Raw genomic sequence first — 19,759 nt, forward strand, 5'->3', positions numbered from 1 at the left:
GCATTGGCCGCGGCGTAATCGCTCTGGCCGGCGCTGCCGAGCGCGCCGCCGATCGAACCGAAGCAGATCAGGAAATCCAGCGCCGCCGCGCCGTGGCCTCGGTCGAGGTTTTCCAGCCCGGTCACCTTCGGCGCCAGCACCGCGCGCGCCTGTCCGGCGCGCTTGCGCGCGAGGTAACCGTCGTCGAGCACGCCGGCGGCGTGGACGATGCCGTCGAGGCCGCCGTATTGCGCGTGCAGCGACTGCAGCAGGGCCTGGGCCTGGGCGGCGTCGGCGATATCGGCGCGGCGGTATTCGACCTGCAGGGTCGGCGTCGCCAGCGCCGCTACCACGGCGGCCGTGTCCGCCGCGAGTTCGCCGCGGCCGGTCAGGACGATGCGGCCGCTGCGCAGACCCGCAGCCATCTCCCGCGCCAGCAGCAGACCGAGCCGGCCGGCGCCGCCGGCGATCAGATAACGGCCGCCGTCGCGCCACGGCGGCGCGGCGCCGTCGCGTTCGCGCAAGGGCTCGAACCGGCGCGTGCGCGCGCCTGACGCGCCGTAGTCGCGCAACTGCCGCGCCGCCGGCGGCGGCGCGTCGAGCAGTTGCGCCGCCAGGGCCTGCGCATCGGCGTCGGCGGCCACGCGCAGGATCTGCACCTCGAGCCGGTCGTATTCGCGTTTCGCGCTCAGCAGCAGCGCGGCCAGCGCGGCGTACAGCGCGCCGTCGTCGTCGGCGGGCAGCACCAGCCGGATCAATGCCGGCGCCGCGGCGGCGGTTTCGCGCACCAGTTCCAGCAAGGCTTCGGCGTGGGCGATGCAGCGCGCGCCGACGCTGGCGTCGCTGCGCGGCAGGCTGCGCAGATCTGCGCCGGACGCGCGCCGGGCGAGCGCGCGCGCGAGCGGCGCGTCGGTCGGGAAATCGCACAGGACCAGACACTGCCGGTGCGGCCACGCCGCCGGCGCGTCGGCGGCGCGGTCCCAGCGCTCGGCGAACAACTGCACCGCTGCGGGCACGGGTGCCGGCGCCGCTGCGACGGCGGGCGCATCGAGGGTATCGAGCCAGAACCGGCGCGGATTGAACGGATAGGTCGGCGCGCTGATCCGGCGCGGCGCGCCGTTCGGGTACAGCGCGCGCCAATCGAAGGCGAAGCCGTTGACCCACAGCGAAGCGAGCTGGTCGTAGTGGCCCTGCGCCGCCCAGCGCGCCAGCGCGGTCTGCAGTTCGGCGCCGGCCGGATCGTCGGTTCGATGGCCGGTGCGGTCGCCGGCCGCGGCCCGCGCGGCGTGACCGCTGTAAACGCCCGCGGCGGCGTCGCCGCGCAGATAGCCGCGCAGCCGCGCCTGCAGCTCCTGCGCATCGGCGGCGAGGATCGCCAGCCGGTGCGGCATCGGCTCGCGCCCGGCTTGCAGGGTGAACGCCAGACCCGGCAGCGACGGCGCGCCGGCCAGGAACGCGAGCAAGCGCTCGGCGCTGGCGTGCAGGCACTGCGGATCGCGCGCCGACAATGGGAACAGCCACGGCCCCGGCGCGAGTTCGTCGCCGCTGGCGGCGGCCGGGCACTCCTCCAAGATCGCGTGCGCGTTGCTGCCGCCGACGCCCATCGAGCTGACCGCGGCGCGGTGCGGCCGCGGGCCGGTCCAGGCTTGCGCCGCATCGACCACGTAGAACGGCGATTGCTCGAGCTTGAGCGCGGGGTTGGCGGTGCGGAAATGCAAGGTCGCCGGGATCCGCCCACGCGACAGGCTCAAGGCCGCCTTGATGCAGCCGGCCAGGCCGGCGGCGGTGTCGAGGTGGCCGATGTTGGTCTTGACCGATCCGATCCCGCAGAACTGCCGCGCCTGGGTGTGGCGGCCATAGGCCTGCGACAGCGCGGCGACTTCGATCGGGTCGCCCAGCGGCGTGCCGGTGCCGTGCGCCTCGACATAGGCGATGGATTCGGGCGCGATGTCGGCCGCAGCCAGGGCGCGCTCGATCACCGCGCGTTGGCCGGCGACGCTGGGCGCGTAGAAGCCGGCGCTGTCGCCGCCGTCGTTGTTGACCGCGCTGGCGCGCAGCAGCGCATAGACGTGGTCGCCGTCGGCGATGGCGTCGGCGGCGCGCTTGAGCAGCAGCACCGCAACGCCTTCGCCGCCGACCGCGCCGTCGGCCGCGGCGTCGAACGCGCGCAAGCGTCCGTCGCTGGAGAAATTCATGCCGTCCTGGTGGACGTAACCGGCGCCCTCGAAGCTGGCCACGCGCGCGGCCGCGACCAGGGCGTGGCGCCATTCGCCTTCCAGCAGCCGCCGCCGCGCCAGATCCAGCGCGCTCAGCGACGAGGAACAGTTGGAATGCACGAACAGGCTCGGCCCGCGCAGGCCGAGCTTGTGCGAGATCACCGCCGGCAGGGTGCCGTTCTGGGCCATGATCCAGCCCACGTACTGTTCGATGCTCTGCGCCGAGGCCGGCGCCGAGGCGAGCAGGCGCGCGTGGTAGGCGCTGTTGCTGGCGGTGGCGAACACCGCGGTGTCGGCGATCTCGCCGACGCGGTAGCCGGCGTCCTCGATCGCCCGCCAGGCGTGGGTCAGCAGCAGCCGCAACTGCGGGTCCATCAGCTGCGCGTCGCGTTCGGACACGTTGAAGAAATCCGCGTCGAACAGGTCGCGCCCGGCCAGGTCCGAGCGCACCGGGACGTAGTTCGGATCGGCCAGCACGTGCGCGGGAACGCCGAGCGCGCGCAGTTCCGCATCGGGGATGCGCTCGATGCTCTCGCGGCCCTGCAGCAGGTTGGCCCAGAACTCGTCGTGATCGTGCGCGCCCGGGAACGCGCAGGACATGCCGACGATGGCCACGCTGTCGGCGTAATACGCGGGCAGGCTCGGGCCGGCCTGCGCTGCGGCCGCAGGCCGCGCCGGCGCGGACTGCTCCACCGGCGCAGTGCGCGGCAGAGCCTGCGCCTGCAGATGCTCGGTCAGGCGCGACAGCGATCCGAACTCGAACAACGAGGTCACCTCGAACCCCGGCGCGAGTTCGGCGGCGATGCGCTCGGCCAGGATCACCGCCTGCATCGAGCTGCCGCCCTGTTCGAAGAAGCCTTCGTCGAAGCCGACCTCGTCGCGGCCGAGCGCTTCGCGCCACAGCGCCAGCAGGCGCGGCGCCATCTCGCCCTGCCCGGCCGCCGGCGCCGCTTCGGCGTCGCTCAGCGACGCGACGGCGTTGCGGTCGGTCTTGCCGTTCGCGGTCAGCGGCAGCGCCGGCACCGCGACGAAACGCGCCGGTATCATGTGTTCGGGCAAGCGCGCGCGCAGGAAATCCTGCAGCTCGCGGCGCCCGGGCCGCGCGCCGGCGGCCGCGACGAACGCGGCGACCAACTGCGGCTCGCCGTCGCGGTTCACCGCGCAGGCGCACAGGTCGATCTGCGGATGCCGCGCCAGCTCGGCCTCGATCTCGCCCAGCTCGATGCGGAAACCGCGCAGTTTGATCTGGGCGTCGGCGCGGCCGAGGTAGTCCAGGCGTCCGTCGGCGCGCCAGCGCGCGCGGTCGCCGGTGCGGTAGATCACCCCGCCGACCGAGAACGGATCGGCGAGGAAACTCTGCGCGGTCAGCGCCGGACGGTTCCAGTAGCCGCGGGCGACGCCGTCGCCGCCGATGTAAAGATCGCCTTCCTCGCCCGCCGGCACCGGCGCCATCGCCGCGTCGAGCACGTAGACCCGGGTGTTGGCGATGGGACGGCCGATGGTGACCGGCGAATCGGCCGAGATCGGATCGAGCGTCGACCAGATCGTGGTTTCGGTCGGGCCGTACAGGTTCCACGCCGGCCCGCCCTGGGCCAGCGCTTCGCGCAGGGCCTCGGGCAAGGCTTCGCCGCCGCACAGCACCTGCATGCCGGTGTCGTTGCGCCAGCCGGCGCGGTGCAGCATCTGCCAGGTCGCCGGCGTCGCCTGCATCAAGGTCGGGCGCAGTTCGCGGATGCTGCGCGCCAGGCGCGCCGCATCGCGCGCGTGCCCGGCCGGGCTGATGTGCACGCGCGCGCCGCGCAGCAGCGGCATCAGCAGCTCCAGGCCGGCGATGTCGAAGCTGTACGGCGTCACCGCCAGCAGCGAGTCGTCGGGGCCGAGTCCGAAACGCTCGGCCAGGGCGTGCAGCAGATTGAGCAGGCCGCGGTCGGTGACCACGCAGCCCTTGGGGCGGCCGGTGCTGCCGGAGGTGTAGATGACGTAGGCGACGCCGTCGGCGGGCCGTTCGTACCAGGATTCGTCGTCGCCCTCGCCGGCCGCCGCGGCATCATTGCCGGACGCGTCGTCGACGGCGATCAGGCGCTCGCGCTGCAGCGTCGCCGCCACACGCTGCGCGCCGGCGCGATCGCTGAGCACGCAGCGCAGGCCGCTGTCGTCGATCATGTAGTCCAGACGCGATTGCGGATAGGCCGGATCCAGCGGTACGTAGGCGGCGCCGGACTTGAGCGCGGCCAGCAGCGCCACGCTCAGTTCGACCGAGCGCTCCACGCAGATGCCGACCCGTTCGCCGGGGCCGACGCCGGCGGCGCGCAGGCGCCGCGCCAGCGCGCTGCTGCGGCGCTCGAGCTCGGCGTAGCTCAGGCTGCGGTTGCCGCAGCCGACCGCGATGGCCTGCGGGCGTTGCCGCGCCTGTTCGCGGATCAGCGCCGGGATCGAAAGGCGGTCGTAGCCCGCGAGCGCGGGATTGTCGTCGGCGTCGGCGGCGTCCTCTTTGGCGTCGGCCGCCGCGCCTTCTCCGGCCACTGGCGCCAAACGGCTGAGGCGCGCCTGCGGATCGGCCGCCGCGGCCGCCAGCAGGCCCGCCCATTGCGCGCACCACCCCTGCACGGTGGCCGCGTCGAACAGGTCGGTCGCGTACTCGCACTCGCAGGCCAGCCCGTCGGCGGTTTCTTCGACGTACAACGAGAGATCGTACTTGGCGTGGCTCCACGGGCTGTGCGCGCGTTGCCACAGCGCGGTCGCCGGCGCAGCGGCGGCGGGATAGTTCTGCAGCGAGAACAGCGCCTGCACCAGCGGCGGGCGCGACAGATCGCGTTGCGGCCGCAGTTCGGCGATCACGCGTTCGAACGGCAGGTCCTGTTCGTCGTACGCGTCCAGGGTGGTCGCGCGTGCGCGTGCCAGCAGTTCGGCGAAGCTCGGATCGTCGCCCAGGCGCAGGCGCAGCACCACAGTGTTGAGCAGCGGCCCGACCACCTCTTCCAGCCCCGGCTCGGCGCGCAGCGCCAGCGGCGAGCCGGTCAGGATGTCGTCGGCGCCGGACAGCCGCGCCAGCAAGGCGTTGAAGCCGGCCAGCAGGGTCATGTAGAGGGTGGCATCGTGCTGCGCGCTCAAGGCCTGCAGCGCGTGATGCAGCGACGTGGGCAGGACGAAGCGGTGCAGCGCGCCGCGGTAGGACTGCGCCGGCGGACGTGCGCGGTCGGCCGGCAGTTCCAGCACCGTCGGCGCGCCGTGCAGGCGCTCGCGGCTGCGCTGGGCGCGCTGGCCCAACGCCGTTTCGTCCACGCGCGCGCGTTGCCAGGCCTCGTAGTCGGCGTGCTGCAGCGCCGGCTCGCGCAGCGGCGAAGCGCCGCCGTCGGCGTAGGCGTGGTAGAGCGCACGCAGCTCGTCGACCAGCAGCGCCGCCGACCAGCCGTCGGCGACGATGTGGTGGGTGGTCAGGATCAGCAGGTGCCGCTGCGCGTCGAACCGCAGCAGCCGCGCGCGCAACAGCCGGCCGGCGTCGAGGTCGAAGCGGTGGCGCATTTCGCCTTGTTGCAGGCGGGCGGCTTCGGCTTCGCGTTCGGCCGGCGCCAGTTCGGCGAGGTCGTGCAGTTCCGGTTCCAGCGCCTGCGCCGGCAGGATCTGCGCAAAAAGCTCCGCGCCGTCGCGGCGGAAGGCGGTGCGCAGGCTCTCGTGGCGGCGCGTCAGTTCGGCCAGTGCGCGCCGCAGCGCATCGCGGTCGAGCGCGCCGTCTGCGCGCAGCGCGATCGGCATGTTGTAGGCCGCGCCGGCCGCGCCGGTCGCGTCGATCCGGTCCAGCGTCCACAAGCTGCGCTGCGCGTACGACAGCGGCATCCGCGCGTTGCGCGGCGCCGCGGCCAGCGCCGCCGCCGACGCGCGGGCGCGCGCCGCGTCCACGCTGCGGGCCAGCTCTTCCAGGGTGTGGGCGGCGAAGAACTCGCGCAGGCCGAACTCGACGCCGAGTGCGCGGCGGATGCGTCCGACCGCGCGGGTCGCCAGCAGCGAGTGGCCGCCGAGCGCGAAGAAGCGGTCGCGCAATCCGGGCGGACGGCAGCCGAGCACTTCGAGCCAGATCGCGGCGATCGCGCGCTCGGTCGGCGTGCGCGGGGCGAGGTGCTCGGCGGTTTCGTCGCTGCTGGCCGAAGCCGCGGGCGGCGGCAGCGCCGATGGGTCGATCTTGCCGTGCGCGGTCAGCGGGAAGCGGTCCAGCAGCACCAGCGCCGAGGGCAGCAGATGCGCCGGCAGGCGGCCGCGCAGCGACGCCAGCACCGCCTCGGCGTCGAGCGGGCGCCGCGCAGGCACCGCGTAGGCGACCAGACGCCGGCCATCGAGCTCGCCCTGCGCCAGCACATAGGCCTGGGCGATGCGTTCGTCGCCGGTCAGCGCGGCCTCGATCTCGCCGGGTTCGATGCGATAGCCGCGGACCTTGAGCTGGCGGTCGATGCGGCCGAGGAATTCCAGGCTGCCGTCGGCGCGGATGCGGCCGCGGTCGCCGCTGCGGTACATGCGCGCGCCGGCGCCGGCGAAGGGATCGGCGAGGAAACGTTCGGCGGTCAGCGCGGGCTTGCCGCGATAGCCGCGGGCCACGCCGCTGCCGCCGATGAAGATCTCGCCGACCACGCCGTCGGGCACGCGCTGCAGGGCGTCGTCGAGCACGTACACCGGCGCGTGCGCCAGCGCCCGGCCGACCGGCGGATCGCGCGGATCGGCGCGGTCGCATTCGTGGCTGGTGGCGCAGACGGTGGTTTCGGTCGGGCCGTAAGCGTTGACGAAGCGCACCGGCGTCGGCCAGCTGCGCACGATCGCCGCCGGGCAGGCTTCGCCGGCGACCACCAGGGTCTGCAGCGCCGGCGCGCCGCCGGCCTCGACCAGGCCGGGCACCACGCTCGGCGGCAGAGTCACGTGGCTGATCGCGCGCTGGTTCAGCACCGTCGCCAGTTCGTCGCCGGCGAGCGCGTGGGCGCGTCCGGGCAAGCACAGGCAGGCGCCGCTGCACCAGGCGGTGAACACTTCCGAGACCGAAGCGTCGAATCCGAGCGAGGCGAACTGCAGCAGGCGGCTGTGCGGCGCGAGCGCGAAGCGCTCGATCTGGGCCAGGGCCAGATCGCGCAGGCCGCGGTGTTCGATCAGCACGCCCTTGGGCGTTCCGGTCGAACCGGAGGTATAGATCGCATAGGCCAGATCGCCGGGCGCCGGGCCGGGCAACGGCTGCGCGTCGGCGTCGTCGGCTGCGGCGCAGGCCTGGAACGACAGCGCCGGCGGCAACGGCTGCGGCAGAGCGGCCGTTGCCGCGTCGGCCAGGATCAGGCCCGGCCGCGCGTCTTCGAGCACATGGCGCAGGCGTTCTGCCGGCGTCGCGGCATCGAGCGGCAGATAGGCCGCGCCGGCCTTGAGCGTGGCGAGCAAGGCGACGAAGGTGTCGACCTCGTGATCGGACACCACCGCGACCAGATCGCCGGCGCCGATGCCGCGCCGGCGCAGTTGCCGCGCCATGCGCTGCGCGCGCCGGTCCAGTTCGGCGTAGCTCAGCCGCGAGCCGGCCGACTCCAGCGCCGGCGCGTCCGGGGTGCGCGCGGCCTGCGCTGCGAACAGATCGCAGACGGTCGCGTCCGCGGCTGCGGCGACCCGCACCGGCGCCGGCGCGGCGCCCAGGCGCAGCCGCGACACCGCTTGGGTCGGGTCGGCCATCGCCGCGTCCAGCAGCGCCGCGTACATGTCGCCGAGCCGGGCGATGGTGGCGCCATCGAACAGGTCGGTGGCGTATTCGATCTCGGCGCTGAGCCGCGCGTCCGCCTCGATCAGGTTCAAGGTCAGGTCGTACTTGGCGCTGCGGCTCGGCAGGTCGATCCGCTCGGTCTGCGCGCCGGCCAGCCGCAGCGCGGTCGGCGGGGTGTTCTGCAGGGCGAAGATCACCTGCACGATCGGCTGCCGCGACAGGTCGCGATGCGGCTTGAGCGCGGCCACCACCTGTTCGAACGGCAGTTCCTGATGGGCGAACGCGGCCAGCGCGGCGTCCTTGGCCTGGGCCAGCAGCGCGGCGAAGCTGGCGCCGGTGTCGACCCGCGCACGCAGCGCCAGAGTATTGATGAACAGCCCGATCAGCGGTTCGGTGTCGCGATGGGTGCGGCCGGCGGTGGGCGTGCCGACGACGATGTCGTCGCTTCCGCTCCAGCGCGCCAGCAGCGCCTGGAACGCGGCCAGCAGGACCATGAAGGCGGTGGCGCCGTGTTCGCGCGCGAACCCCGGCAGCCGCCGCGCCAGCGCCGCGGGCAGCTCGAAGCGGTGCACGGTGCCGGCGAAGCTCGCGGTCGGCGGACGCGGCCGGTCGCTCGGCAGCGCGATCAGTTCCGGCGCGTCGGCGAGTTGCGCGGTCCAGTACCGCAATTGCTGCTCGAGCTGCGGCGCTTGCAGCCAGCGGCGCTGCCACATCGCGTAATCGGCGTACTGCAGGCGCGGCGGCGGCAGCGCCGGTTCGGCGCCGCGCGCCTGTGCCTCGTAGAGTGCGCCGAGCTCGCCGAGCAGCACGGTGTGCGACCAGCCGTCGGCGGCGATGTGGTGCGCGGCCAGGATCAGCACGTGCTCGCGCTCGCTGAGCCGCAGCAACTGGGCGCGGAACAGCGGCCCGCGTTCCAGATCGGTGCGGTGCAGCGCTTCGCGTTCCAGCCGTTCGTCCACGAACGCCTGCGCCCGGGCCGGATCCAGCGCGCTCAGGTCCTCGACCGACAGCGGCTGCGCCGGCGCCGGATCGATCCTCTGGCGCGGCTCTTCGCCGTCGAGCACGAAGCGCGTGCGCAGCATTTCATGGCGTTGCAGCAGCTGCGCCAGCGCCGCGTCGAGCGCGCCGCGGTCGAGCGCGCCGCGGATCCGGAACGCCAGCGGCACATGGTAGGCAGCGCCGACCGTGCCTAGCTGCTCCAGGAACCACAACCGTTCCTGCGCGAACGACAGCGCGATGGACTCGCGGTCCGGATGCGGCGTCAGCGGCGGCGCCGTCAGCGCGGCGCCGGCGGACTGCGCCGCCTGCTCCAGGGCGGCGACCGTGGGGTGATCGAAGATCGCACGCAGCGGCAGCTCCAGCGCCAGTTGCGCGCGCAACTGCGCGACCACGCGCATCGCCAGCAGCGAATGGCCGCCGAGTTCGAAGAAGTCGTCGTGCAGGCCGACCCGGTCCAGCCGCAGCACTTCGGCGAAGATGCCGGCCAGGCTGCGCTGCAGCGCGGTATGCGGTTCGGCGTAGTCGGCGACGTCCGGGCGCTCTTCCGGCGCCGGCAGCCGCGCCCGATCGACCTTGCCGTTGACCGTCAGCGGCAACGCCGGCAGCACCACGGTCGCGGCCGGCAGCATGTGCTCGGGCAGGATCGCGCGCAGATGCTCGCGCAGGCCGCGCACGAACGCATGCTGGGCGGCGGCGGCGAGCGGATCGTTGGCGTAGGCGCGCGGGTCCGCATCGAGCGGCTCGGCGAACTCGGCGCTGTGCGCACGGTCGCCCTGCCCGGCCGCGTCGGAGAAGGTCGCCAGCAGATGCCCCGGCGAGTGCTCGGACCAGGCGATGGCGACCCGGTAGCCGTGGCGTTCGCCCAAGCGCCACAAGGCTTCGGGCTCGACGCCGGCGGCGCACGATGCGCCGGCGCGTTCGTTCAATTCGCGCCAGGACAGCGCCGGCGCGGCTTCATCGAGCAGAGCCAGCCGGCGCAGGTCCGCGCTCAGGCGGGCGTTGACCAGCTCGACCCGTAACCGCGGCGGGCGTTGCCGCGACAGATGCGCATCCAGTTCGGCCAGCGCGTCGTCGCCCTGCGCGCGCCACGGTTCGGCCGGACGCGAAGTCGCGCGCGGCCCGACGTGCAGCCAGACGTCGTAGCGGTATTGATTGAGCTCGTTGTCGGCGTCGCCGCGCTTGAGCAGGATTTCGACCGCGCCGATGTTCGCCAGCCGCTGCGGCAAGGCGCGGAAGAATTCCGGCCCCAGCAGCAGTTCCTTGTCCTGGCGCATGCCGCGCTCGATCGCCGCGCGCAGCCGGGCGGCGTCGGCCTCGTCGTCGGCCTTGGCGAACTGCACCGATGCGTGGAAGGCGCGCATCAGCCCGTGGTGGCGCACGTCGCCGACGAAGATGCGTCCGCCCGGCGCGACCCGCTCGCTGGCCTGGCGCAGCACCTCGATCAGATAGTCGGCGCTGGGGAAGTACTGCACGACCGAGTTCAGCACCACCGTATCGAAGCCGTCGGGCAGGCCGGCGAAATCGTCGGCGGGCTGCGCCGACAGGCGCACGTGCTCCAGGCCTTCGCTCGCGCCCAGCCAGCGCTGCAGGCGGCCGATCGCGACCGAGGACAGATCGGTGGCGACATAGGACTGGCAATGCGGCGCCAGCCGCTCCAGCACCAGGCCGACGCCGCAGCCGATTTCCAGCAGGCGCTGCGGCCGCCGCGCCAGCACCCGCTCGGCGGTGGCGTCGAGCCATTGCTGCATCTGCGCCAATTCGATCGGCGCGCCGGTGTAGCTGCTGTGCCAGCCGACGAAGCTGGGGCGGAAGTCGGCGTCCTGTTCGGGCCGGTAAGTGTCCTGGTACAGCGCCTGCCATTGGCCGACGCTGTCGTCCGCGCGCGCGGCCGCGGCGTCGGCCTGGGCCGGCTCGGCGACGACGTAGGCGACCAGGCGCGGCTGGCCGTCGCCGTCGCGCTTGGTCACCACCGCCTGGCGCACGCCGGGGTGGCGCAGCAGCGCGGCTTCGATCTCGCCCAGTTCGATCCGGAACCCGCGCAGCTTGACCTGCTGGTCGAGCCGGCCGAGGTATTCGATATCGCCGTCGGCGGTGCGCCGGGCGAGATCGCCGCTGCGGTACAGCCGTTCGCCGTGGCCGAACGGGCTGGCGACGAAGCGCGCGGCGGTCAGCGCGGCGCGGTTGAGATAGCCCCAGGCCAGTCCGGCGCCGCTGACGCACAACTCCCCAGCCTCGCCGTCGGCGACCGGCCGCAGCGATTCGTCGAGGACGAACAAGCGCAGGTGCGGCAAGGCGCGGCCGATCAGGCTGGCCGGCGCGCGCACCGCTTCGGCCGCGGCGACGTCGCGCTCGGTGACGTGCACGGTCGTCTCGGTGATGCCGTACATGTTGACCAACTGCGGCCGCGCGTCGCCGTGACGCTCGAACCAGCCGCGCAGCTCGCCGAAGCGCAGCGCTTCGCCGCCGAAGATCACCAGCCGCAACTGCAGCGGCAGGCGCATCGATTCGTCGACCGCAGCGAACTGGGCGAACGCGGACGGCGTCTGGTTGAGGACGGTGACGCCTTCGTCGCTGGCCAGCCGGTAGAACGCCTGCGAATCGCGCGCGACCTGCGCCGGCACCAGCACCAGCCGGCCGCCGTAGAGCAGCGCGCCCCACAGTTCCCACACCGAAAAATCGAAGGCGTAGGAATGGAACAGGCTCCACACGTCGTGCGCGCCGAAGCCGAAGCGCGGCTGCGCGGCATCGAACAAGGCGGTCACGTTGGCTTGCGGCACCGGCACGCCCTTGGGCTGGCCGGTCGAACCGGAGGTGTAGATCACATAGGCCAGTTCGCCGGCTGCGAACGGCCGCGCCGGCGCGGCGGCCGCGGCCGATTCGATCTGCTGCCAATCGCGGTCCAGGCGCAGCACGCGGCGTCCGGCCGATTGCGGCTGCGCGCACAGATCGGCCTCGGTCAGCAGCAACGGCGCCGCGCAGTCCTCGAGCATGAAAGCGATGCGCGCCGGCGGCGTGCGCGGGTCGATCGGCAGATAGGCCGCGCCGGCGCGCAACACCGCCAGGGTCGCCGCCACCAGCATCGGCGAACGCTCCAGGCACAGGCCGACGATGTCGCCCGGGCCGACGCCGGCCTGTTGCAAGTAGCGCGCCAAGATCGCCGCACGCGCCTGCAACTGGCGATAGCTGACGCGCTCGTCGCCGCAGACCAGCGCTACCGCATCGGGCGAGCGCGCGGCTTGGGCTTCGAAGCGCTCCACCAGCGACGGCGCAGCGGCGGCCTCGTCGCTCGGGCCGGTCGCGGCGTTGTCGTTGGCGGGCGCAGGGTCGCGTGCGTCCTCAATCACCCATGCATCTCGCGATAGCGCGCCGCCCACTGTTCGGAGATCTCGTCGGCCTGGCGACGATGGCGGGTGCGGGCGATGTCCGGGCGCTGCGCCGACAGGTCCAGGTAATCCAGGACCGAGCGCAGCGTGGGTTCGTAATTGGCCGCCAGATCTTCGTAGTCGACGATCATCGGCTCGATCCGGTGGCGCTTGAAGAACGCGCGCCAGCCGTCGTCGCCGCTCTGCAGCCAATCGGCCAGGCGCCGGATCATGGCGAAGTCGAAATCTTCCGCGGTGACCGGCAACACCGGGTCGGTGCTGCCGGCGACGCGCACGAACTCGCTGGTCTTGATCGCCTTGAACAGCGACACCGCCTGCGCGACCCGGTCGGCGCGGCGCAGCCAGATGTAGGACAGGCGCGGGAACGCGCGGTTGAACAGTTCGTGCGGCGATGCGAGCTTGTCGCCGAAATACGCCTGCAGCACTTCCACCGCGTTATGGAAATCGGAGAACGGGCGCTGGAAGTGGATCTTGACGCCGAACACGCCGTTGTCGGTGGTGCCGGCTTCCACTATCTCGCGCAGCACCTGTTCTGCCGGATGCGCGCGGCGTTGTTCTTCCAGCAGTTCGCGATAGCGCTCGGGCTGCATGTCGAACACCTGCGCCTGTGGCAGGCGCACCGGCGGGGCGAAGTATTCGTCCGGGCGTCCGGCGATGCCGGTCTCGCGCAAGCCGCTGGCGAGCATCGTGCTGCCGCTGCGCATGGTCGTGCAGATGATGTAAGAGCGCTGGTTCCGCATCCTTCGAAACTCCCGGTACGACCCAATTCGATCCCGCACAGGCTGGCGCGGGCGTGCCCTACGCGCCGCGTCCCGCCCCGGGCCCGCAGCGGTTATGCCGGCGCGGACGCCGGCGAGGTCGCTGTCGCGACCGCGATGCCGTGGGAAATTCAGTCGTTCCGGGATTGGCCGGATGAGGCCGCCGCTCGCTGTCCGGGTGCGGACTCGCCGCGGCGACGCGGCGCGCACGAGTGTAACGGCCCGCAGTGGGCGCCGATCCGGTTCGCCTGTCGGTTTTGACAGGTCGGCGAGCGGCCTGAGAGCGATTGCGGTTGCAGCGTGCGGGCGCGGCCGTCGAAGACGCGCGCAGACGATGGAACGAGCGGGAGTTCAAACATCGCTGCGCAGACATCCTGTGGTCCATGTCGAGAACTGACGTGACGCGCCCTGAGCCAGCATGCATTGAAGGCGGCATGCAATGGCACGCTACGCTACAACGTTTGGCATCCTCGTACGATTGCCGGTGCTTCGTCAAGGCGTGTCGATGCGTCGATTGCTTGACCGCTTCGCGCGCGCTCGAACGCCGCGAACCGAGCGCTCCTGTTCATGCTTGTCCTTGCGTAAAACGTGCAAATTTTCGCCAACGTCGCCGCGCATTCAGCGCCGCGGCGACGGCCGCGCAAGCGCGCGGCCGACAGCATGCGCTGACGTATGCACACATCGCCGCCGCCGTCTCACTGGATGCGATCGACGCTGCCGCCGGGGTTGAAGCGCGTCAGTCTCGGCTGCGGCGACAGCACCAGGGCGCGATGTTGCGCGAACTGTGCGGCCATGCCCCAAACGCGATGGGGGAAGCTCTGCGTCAAAGCGTCTACATAAGGTTGCGCGTACTCCTGCCGGCACAGCAGGAACTTCGCCGCCGCGGCGATGTCCTCGCGGTCGAGCACGCAGAACACCGTCCATTGCGGATTGGCCCGCAGCGTCTGCGCCACGGCGATGCCGAGCTCGGGATACGCCGGGCTGAGCATGTCGTCCAGGCAGACCACGCCCCACGGCGCCATGCACGCGAACGCCAGCGCCATGTCCTGGGCCAGCGACGAGGCCTGGTGGTCGCCGTCGATATGGAACAGGCGGATCGCGCGCGCGCCGTCGGGGCCGGTCAGCCGCTGCGGGCGCAGGCGCCGGCTGTCGGCGCAGATCGTCTCGACCCGTTCGGACAGGCCGAACTCGCGCAGGCGCTCGCTCAGCCGCAGGCCGACGTGGATGTCGGGCCAGTCGAAGCGATCGATCGCCAGCGCCCGTTCGCCGGCTTGCAGGCCCAGCGCCAGCGCGATCAGGAAGCGTCCTTCGAACGCGCCGATTTCGGCGACGTCGCCGCGCCAGCCCTGCCCGGCCTGGACTTGCATCAAGGTCGCGCAGGCGCGCGCGGCGAACGCCGACGACATGCCCGGCACGGCCTCGTAGTGTTCTCGCAGGTAGCGATCCAACGACAGCGGTGCCTGGGACATGCAGGCCTTCTCCGAATGGCTGCAGCAAGGACGGCGCGACGGGCGGTTCGATCCGGTGCGGCGCCGACCGCGCAGACGCAACGACCGCGCGAGCACCGGGTGCGCACGGTCGTTCGTCGAGTCTTCGCAGCGTTTCCTTCGGCGGTGCGCGCCACTGCGGCACGAACAACGACCAGGCCCCTCGCCGCAGCGCTCCCCAAGCGCCAGCCGACTCTAGCACGACCGTTTAGACGGTCAAGCCGCGCTGCGGCAGTCGCCGGCCGGGCTCGCGCAGCGGCGAGGACTGGATTAGTCTCGCTGTCGCGCGGCACGATGGAAGGCCGCGTCGAGACATGGAGGGGGACCCGCGGTGATTGCGACGATCGAACCATCCCGCCCGCTGCCGACACCGTCGTACGAGCCGATCGGCGCGCCCGCCGCCGGCTGCGCCGCGGAGCGGCCGGCTTGAGCGCGACGCCCTCCTCCCGCCGCGGCGGAGCGATCCTGATCACCGGCGGCGCCGGCTACGTCGGCAGCCACGTGGTATTGCAACTGACCGAACGCGGCGAGCGCGTAGTCGTGCTCGACGACCTCAGCACCGGACACGCCCAGGCGGTGCTCGGCGCCGAGCTGGTCGTGGGCGATGTCGGCGACGCCGCCACCGTCGCGCGAGTGCTGCGCGACTACGCCGTCGATACAGTGCTGCACTTGGCCGCGCGCACCATCGCGCCGGAGTCGGTGCGCGATCCGTTGCGCTATTACGCCGGCAACACCTGCGCCACCCACACCTTGCTCAGCTGCTGCGCGCAGGCGGGCGTATCCAACTTCGTGTTCTCCTCGTCGGCGGCGGTGTACGGCATGCCGGCCTCCGGGATCGCGCGCGAGGACACTCCGACCGCGCCGATCAATCCCTACGGCGCGTCCAAGCTGATGAGCGAGTGGATGCTGCGCGATCTCGCCGCAGCGACCGGCCTGCGCTACGCGGTGCTGCGTTATTTCAACGTCGCCGGCAGCGACCTGCGCGGCCGCATCGGCCATTCCACCCGCAACGCCACCTTGCTGATCAAGGCCGCGTGCGAAGTCGCCACCGGCAAGCGCGAGAGCATCGCGGTGTACGGCACCGACTTCGCCACGCCCGACGGCACCGGCGTGCGCGACTACATCCACGTGGACGACCTCGCCCGCGCCCACGCCGATGCGCTGGACTATCTGCGCCGCGGCGGCGAGCCGGTCGTGCTCAACTGCGGATACGGGCGCGGCGCTTCGGTGCGCGAGGTGCTGCGCGCGCTCGAACGCGTGCACGGGGCGCCGATCCCGGTGGTCGAGCATCCGCGCAGGGTCGGCGATCCGCCCTCGCTGATCGCCGATGCGTACAGGATCCGCGAGCTGCTCGGCTGGGCGCCGCGCTGCGACGACATCGACTTGATCGTCGCCAGTTCGCTGGCGTGGGAACGCAGCCTGGGCGAGCAGCGCGGCTGAGCCGGCCGCGGCCGCACCGACGCGGCTGCGGCAGCGAAAGCTGCAGCGACGCCGCGCGAGCATCGTTGCGCACCGGCGTGGCGCGCACTAGGCATCTGCTAGCATCGAAACGCAAGTTCGCAACCGCATCTCATGGAGCCTGATCGATCATCCTATGGAATACGAACTCCCTATCGGCCGACTGGACGACGTCTTTTCCGGGCCGCGCGCGGTCAGCGCCGACGAACGCAACGCGCTGTACGCGCTGATCATCGAATCCATGCGCGAACGTTTCGGCGAGCATCTGCAGCATCTGGTCCTGTACGGCTCGACCGCGCGCGGCGAAGCGCGTCCGTACTCGGACATCGACCTGTGGGGCGTTATCGACGACGAGGTGTACGGGGCGAAATTCCAAAAGCCGGTCGAATGGGTCTACGGCCCCGGCAAGGCGCTGGTGTATCTGCTCTCGCGCAGCGCCGCCGAGGCGCTGGCGCGCGAGGTCGACGAGAGCTGGCCGATCAGCCGCGGCAAGTTCGTCTACTCGCACGTGGTGTGGGCTTCGCCGGGCAACGAAAACCTGCTCGCCCGGTTGCGCGAGGTCGCCACCCATCCGGATCCGGACATGGTCGAACGCGCGATGGCGCGGATCGTCTCGGGCACCTTGTACGAACTGATCGGAAAGCTGCGCAACCGCTCCGCGCCGCACGCGATGATCGCCGGCACCTTCGCCATGCACCTGGCGCTGGTGACCGGACTCGCCGCGCGCTACCCCTACGCCACCTTCGGCACGGTGCTGGAAGAGGCCGCGCGGCTGCCGGCGCCGGACGGCGCGAAAGAGTTGTACGCGCTGGTCATCAAGGGCGACCTGAGCGATCTGGCCCTGGTCAACGACGTGGTCGAGCGCGCCTGGGCCGGGCTGGCTTCGTGGCAGGCCGGGGCGACCTTCACCGCCGCGCTGCAGTTGCGCGTGTTGCCCTCGTTCGAGCCGGCCGAAGAGCCCGCGTAAATCCCGGCCTGAGCCCGGTGCGCGCGGCCGCGTCGTAGCGCGCTGGCCCGCGGCCGCCGGATCGACGCGCTCAGGCGCTGCTCGTCTGACCGAATGGATAAGCAAGCGCCCGCCGCCTGATGTGCGGCGGGATTTTTATGTCCGCTCACCTATCAAATCCCGGGTCGAGCAGGCCGCTGCCGTTGTCCGTGTTCGGATCCGGTTACGGCTTTCCGGGGAAGCTGTCGACGTACTGGATTTCGAAGTCGGGAAAGGAGTCGACCAACTGGATCTTGTAGTCCGGGAAGGATTCGACCATCTGCCATCTGCCCGGGCCGTTCGGGAAAGACTTGACGACTTGCACCTTAAGGTCGGGAAACGAGCGTACGACCTTGACTCTGTAGTCGGGGAACGAGTTCACGATTTGAATCCGGCCGTAGATGCGCGCTACATCGACGACGTTCGCGGCCGCCGACGATGAAGCCTTGGCGTTTTGGGCAGTGGCGGGTTGTGCGCCGGCCAGGAGCGCGAAGCTGGACAGCGACAAAAGAAGGAGTCGTGCATTCGTCGCGCCCAGCTTTCGTTCGGTCGTTCGCAGGGATAGCCAAGTCATTTTCTTGCTTCCGAAATTCCAGGGAATGCGGCGGTCGACCCGCGCAGCATCAAGCTGAAATCCAAGGTCTGCTGATGCGGCACCTCGACCGCCTCGATGATCGCAAGCAGCAGGTTGACGGCGCGCACGCCGATCTCGCGCATCGGCTGGCTGATGGTCGTCAGCGGCGGGTTGAGATAGCGCGATGAGGCCAGGTCGTCGAAGCCGACGATCGAGAAGTCTTCCGGCACGCGGATGCCAAGATCTCTGCACGCGGCGAGGACGCCCAGCGCCATCTGGTCGCTGAAGCAGAACGCGGCGGTCGGCGCGGACCCCTGCCCAAGCAGCTTTTTCGCGGCGGTATAGCCGGATTCGATGGAAAAGTCGCCCGGGGCGATTTTCAGCAGGCGCAAGCGACCGCGCGCCCTGGCGGCGGCTTCCACGCCTTCCAGGCGCTGTCGATGCAGCGGATTGTCGGGCGGGCCGCCGACCACGGCGATCCGCTCGTGGCCTAATCCATACAGATGTTCCATCGCGGTGCGCGCAGCAGCCGCGTTGTCGATGTGGACGCTGGGAATGCCCAGCGCCGGATCGAATTCGCAGCCGTTGACCACCGGCGCGGTGGCGCCGAGCCGCTTGACGATCTCCTGCGCCGTCGGCGGCAAGCGATGCCCCAACACGATCAGGCCGTCGGCCTCGTTGCGCGGCAGCATCTGCGCGTAGCGTTCTTCCCGCTCCGGCCGATTCTGGGTATCGCCGAGCAGCACGGCGTAGTCGGCAGCCTGCGCGGCTTCTTCGGCGCCCTGCAGGATCTGGGCGAAGAACGGATTGGCGATGTCCGGGACGGTCACCAGGATCTTGCCGCTGCGCTGGGTCTTGAGCGTGCGCGCCACCGTGTTGGGCACATAGCCCAGCGCGGCGGCTACTTCCTCGATGCGCTGGCGCGTGGCCGGCAGCACCTTCTCCGGCCGCGACAGCGCTCGCGACACGGTGCCGGCGGAGACGCCGACCTGTTTTGCGATGTCGTAAATGGTCGCCATGCCTCAGTCCGATCGCCCTCGCTGCGTTGCACAACGATCATCCTGGCGACCCCGTGCTAGGATTGCAATCGATTGCATCAGGCGGATTTCCATGAAAACGCTCAAGGGTCCAGCGCTGTTCCTCGCCCAGTTCATCGGTGACAAGCCTCCGTTCGATCGGTTGGACACGCTGGCCGAATGGGCCGCCGGCTTGGGCTATTGTGGCGTACAAGTCCCGACCAACGCGCCGCACATCTTCGATCTCGCCGAAGCCGCGCGCAGCCAGGCCTATTGCGACGAGGTCGCCGCCACTCTCGCCCGCCACGGCATCCGCATCACCGAGCTGTCCACGCATTTGCAGGGCCAACTGGTCGCGGTGCATCCAGCCTACGACATCTTGTTCGACGGTTTCGCCCCGCCGGAAAAGCGCGGCGATCCGCCCGCCCGCCAGGCCTGGGCCGTCGAGCAGTTGCTGCTGGCCGCGCAAGCCAGCCAGCGTCTGGGGCTGACCGCGCACGCGACCTTTTCCGGTGCGCTGGCCTGGCCGTATTTCTACCCTTGGCCGCAACGGCCGCCCGGATTGGTGGAAGAAGCCTTCAGCGAGCTCGGCCGCCGCTGGCGCCCTATCCTGGACGCGTTCGACGCCTGCGGCGTGGACGTGTGCTACGAGATCCATCCGGGCGAAGACCTGCACGACGGCGCGACCTTCGAGCGTTTCCTGGAAACCGTCGACCAGCATCCGCGCGCGAAGATCCTGTACGACCCCAGCCACTTGCTGCTGCAACAGATGGACTACCTGGGCTTCATCGACCGCTATCACGAGCGCATCGGCATCTTCCACGTCAAGGACGCCGAGTACCGCAGCGATGCGCGCAGCGGCGTGTATGGCGGCTATCAGAACTGGATCGATCGCGCCGGACGGTTCCGCTCGCTCGGCGATGGCCAGATCGATTTCAAGGCGATCTTCTCCAAGCTGGCCCAGTACGATTTCCCGGGCTGGGCGGTGCTGGAGTGGGAGTGCTGCCTGAAGCATCCGGAAGACGGCGCGCGCGAGGGGGCCGCCTTCATCCGCGACCACCTCATCCGCGTCACCGAGCGCGCCTTCGACGACTTCGCCGACAGCGGCGCCAGTGCGGACACGATGCGGCGCATGTTGGGGATTTGATCGCACGCCAGCCAGCCTGACGCCAACGAGCCTGACGCCAA

The 19,759-nt window shown here is 71.2% G+C and carries 8 protein-coding genes (1 of these 8 running past the window's edge); 3 read left to right on the top strand and 5 right to left on the bottom strand.

The window, feature by feature from the left end; translation table 11 throughout:
- From BLU84_RS26555 to BLU84_RS14100, 3 genes are all read right to left on the bottom strand, one after another.
- Positions 1-12,254, bottom strand: the 5' portion of a protein-coding gene (locus BLU84_RS26555; RefSeq protein ID WP_074868196.1) for a non-ribosomal peptide synthetase. Its footprint begins 6,649 nt before the window's first position; the window shows 12,254 of its 18,903 coding nt (coding positions 1-12,254); it begins with the start codon at positions 12,252-12,254; the stop codon falls past the left edge of the window.
- Positions 12,251-13,033 carry a Stf0 family sulfotransferase gene (locus BLU84_RS14095; protein ID WP_074868199.1) on the bottom strand — a complete coding sequence of 261 codons (783 nt, stop codon included), beginning with the start codon at positions 13,031-13,033 and terminating at the stop codon, positions 12,251-12,253. The genes BLU84_RS26555 and BLU84_RS14095 overlap by 4 nt, the downstream gene beginning before the upstream one ends.
- Positions 13,034-13,746: 713 nt before the next feature.
- The gene (locus tag BLU84_RS14100) at positions 13,747-14,520 is read right to left on the bottom strand and encodes a class I SAM-dependent methyltransferase (RefSeq protein ID WP_074868202.1); all 774 of its coding nucleotides are present in this window, start codon (positions 14,518-14,520) and stop codon (positions 13,747-13,749) included.
- Positions 14,521-14,964: 444 nt separating this feature from the next.
- Between BLU84_RS14100 and galE the strand changes: the two genes are divergently transcribed.
- Positions 14,965-15,978, top strand: a complete 1,014-nt coding sequence (gene galE, locus BLU84_RS14105) for a UDP-glucose 4-epimerase GalE (protein ID WP_074868206.1) — start codon at positions 14,965-14,967, stop codon at positions 15,976-15,978.
- A 154-nt stretch (positions 15,979-16,132) separates the two neighbouring features.
- Positions 16,133-16,963, top strand: a complete 831-nt coding sequence (locus BLU84_RS14110; protein ID WP_074868209.1) for a kanamycin nucleotidyltransferase C-terminal domain-containing protein — start codon at positions 16,133-16,135, stop codon at positions 16,961-16,963.
- Positions 16,964-17,165: 202 nt separating this feature from the next.
- Here the strand turns inward: BLU84_RS14110 and BLU84_RS14115 are convergent, their stop codons facing one another.
- Entirely contained in the window at positions 17,166-17,555 is a 390-nt protein-coding gene (locus tag BLU84_RS14115; RefSeq protein ID WP_211664543.1) for a 7(1) septoil knot domain-containing protein, read from the bottom strand.
- The gene (locus BLU84_RS14120) at positions 17,552-18,574 is read right to left on the bottom strand and encodes a LacI family DNA-binding transcriptional regulator (RefSeq protein ID WP_074868212.1); all 1,023 of its coding nucleotides are present in this window, start codon (positions 18,572-18,574) and stop codon (positions 17,552-17,554) included. The genes BLU84_RS14115 and BLU84_RS14120 overlap by 4 nt, the downstream gene beginning before the upstream one ends.
- A 91-nt stretch (positions 18,575-18,665) precedes the next feature.
- Between BLU84_RS14120 and BLU84_RS14125 the strand changes: the two genes are divergently transcribed.
- Positions 18,666-19,718, top strand: coding sequence for a sugar phosphate isomerase/epimerase family protein (locus BLU84_RS14125; RefSeq protein WP_074868215.1), 1,053 nt, complete (start codon positions 18,666-18,668; stop codon positions 19,716-19,718).
- The last annotated feature ends 41 nt before the right edge of the window (positions 19,719-19,759 follow it).

The organism is Lysobacter enzymogenes (assembly GCF_900106525.1).
Classification (GTDB): Bacteria; Pseudomonadota; Gammaproteobacteria; order Xanthomonadales; family Xanthomonadaceae; genus Lysobacter; species Lysobacter enzymogenes.